The organism is Acinetobacter sp. YH12251 (genome assembly GCF_013417465.1).
GTDB classification, from domain to species: Bacteria; Pseudomonadota; Gammaproteobacteria; order Pseudomonadales; family Moraxellaceae; genus Acinetobacter; species Acinetobacter amyesii.
In genome coordinates, this window is sequence record NZ_VPDZ01000049.1 from 1 (window position 1) to 2,255 (window position 2,255).

At 38.7% G+C, this 2,255-nt stretch carries 4 protein-coding genes; 3 read left to right on the forward strand and 1 reads right to left on the reverse strand.

Going from position 1 to position 2,255, the window contains the following annotated elements:
* From FTV27_RS16955 to FTV27_RS16965, 3 genes are all read left to right on the forward strand, one after another.
* Positions 1-283: DDE-type integrase/transposase/recombinase (locus FTV27_RS16955; protein ID WP_180036298.1), on the forward strand; the 283-nt coding region annotated here is incomplete at its 5' end.
* A gap of 375 nt (positions 284-658) precedes the next feature.
* A complete protein-coding gene (locus FTV27_RS16960; protein ID WP_120376154.1) occupies positions 659-1,054 on the forward strand; it encodes a DUF6088 family protein in 396 nt (131 codons plus the stop codon).
* Positions 1,047-1,994 (forward strand): nucleotidyl transferase AbiEii/AbiGii toxin family protein, encoded by a 948-nt coding sequence (locus FTV27_RS16965; RefSeq protein ID WP_120376155.1) that lies wholly within the window; start codon positions 1,047-1,049, stop codon positions 1,992-1,994. The genes FTV27_RS16960 and FTV27_RS16965 overlap by 8 nt, the downstream gene beginning before the upstream one ends.
* A 71-nt stretch (positions 1,995-2,065) precedes the next feature.
* Here FTV27_RS16965 and FTV27_RS17425 read toward each other — a convergent pair.
* A partial coding sequence (locus tag FTV27_RS17425) for a hypothetical protein (protein WP_373684859.1) occupies positions 2,066-2,255 on the reverse strand: 190 nt, incomplete at its 5' end.

The window sequence follows — 2,255 nt, forward strand, 5'->3', positions numbered from 1 at the left end:
CGCCTATGGTCGCGCGCTTGCTCTGCTCAAACGCGAAGGCCGGTGCCCGTCTGACGTTGAACACCGACAGATTAAGTACCGGAACAACGTGATTGAATGCGATCATGGCAAACTGAAACGGATAATCGGCGCCACGCTGGGATTTAAATCCATGAAGACGGCTTACGCCACCATCAAAGGTATTGAGGTGATGCGTGCACTACGCAAAGGCCAGGCCTCAGCATTTTATTATAGTGATCCCCTGGGCGAAATGCGCCTGGTAAGCAGAGTTTTTGAAACGTAAGGCCTTTGAATAAGACAAAAGGCTGCCTCATCGCTAACTTTGCAACAGTGCCATAAAAACACGTACGTGTTTAGAGGTACATAAGTGGACAGGTTCCTGACACATAAATTGTGTAAGTTGTATAACTTATGATTATTATGTAATCAGGGTGCTTGATAACCAATTCTGGATCATAAGTAGTTATCTACAGCTGTTTAATGTAATAGAGTAATAGAATTCTGCAACTCAACCAAGAACTGTCAGATCAGACAAAGTTGTCTTCCTGAGTAATTTATCTACAGTCTCATCTAGTATAATGTCGTATTTTTGCTCGACAAAATGTCGTATTTTTGCTAGTTTAAAGGTATGTGAAAACTGATGTATAAGGGAGATGCGATGACAACTAAAGCGAAAATGCAAATGCGCATCAAACGCTCAAAACGTTATGTTTTTATGCGTGATGATTTTAATGACATTGCGAATTATGACCAAATTGGAAGAGTTCTGCGAAACTTAGTTCAAGAAGGTGAGCTAATTAAAGTTGGTTATGGTATTTATACCAAAGCAAGAAAAAATCAAATTACCGGCAAAGTAATGCCAGCCTGTCCAGAAGGCGCGGATGCAGTGATCTTAGAGGCATTAAAAAGATTGGATGTGCAGGTTACGTTAGGAGAGGCTACGGAAAAATATTTATCTGGTCAATCCACCCAGATTCCAGCCTTTACTCAAATTAAAACCCCGCGTCGTTTTACACGCCAATTGTCTGTAGGTCGTAGCCAAATTAATGCCTGATATAAAAAATGTGTTTGCAGATGTCGCTGATGCACTTGGTATTGGTGCAACTTCTATTGTTGAAAAAGATTACTATGTTGTCGAGTTATTGAGACTATTACAGTCTCTAGAATTTGAAACGCATGACTTGGTTTTTGCTGGTGGAACTTCTTTAGCTAAAGCAAATATTCAGTTAAATCGGATGTCTGAAGATGTGGACATTAAAATAGTTCCAAAACCAAATATTGCATTAAGTCGCTCTAAAGCTAAAGTTGTACGTAAACAATTGCTTCATCAAGTACAAGACAAAATCTCTCAATCTGATTTCTTTACAATTGAAGAGGAACCAGTTGTCTGGGATGAATATCGTTATATGGAATTATTAATTCGATATCCTCAGCATTTCAACCAAGCTCCCTGTTTACGACCATTCATTAAATTGGAATTAGTTGAAACAGACTTACTTGAGCCTTTTGAATCTAGAAGTATCACCTCGTTTGTGTATGACTTGGCTAAGAAAGGGAAGCCAGTCGATGCTTTTCCCTCCGTCACAATTGTCAGTACCAGTATCGAGAAGCTGATAGCAATTTTAAGGCGTACAGCGGCCTTTGCTAGAAATGCTGAAAGAGCTGATGATGAATCATTAGTTCGACATGTGTATGACTACTTTAAAATTACCTATGGTAAACCACAAGATTTTGTTTATTTAGGGCACTTAGCTACTAAAGTTATAAAAACTGATATTGAGCGTTATGGTCGTCAGCATACTCTTATGGTTGAAGACCCGATTGCTGAATTGTTATTTGGTTTAAATGAATTAAGTCGTAATCCACTCTATAAAGCCAGGTTTAATAATTTTGTTGTTCCTATGGTGTTCGGGGACAAACAAATATCATGGCAGCAAGCCTATTCACATTTTCAGGACTCAGTTCAACAGATCTTCGCTAACTTAAAGTTGTAAATGTAGAAAAGAAATTAGCTTAAGCACAATAGATTATTTATTTACAATCACTCTTATTACAACTAAATTTGTCAAAATTCTTCAGAGTTTTTTCTTTGAATTCTAACTCGTAACTCATCGAAGATAGAAAATGTGGCACTGTTGCAAATAGTCGGTGGTGATAAACTTATCATCCCCTTTTGCTGATGGAGCTGCACATGAACCCATTCAAAGGCCGGCATTTTCAGCGTGACATCATTCTGTGGGCCGTACGCTGGTACT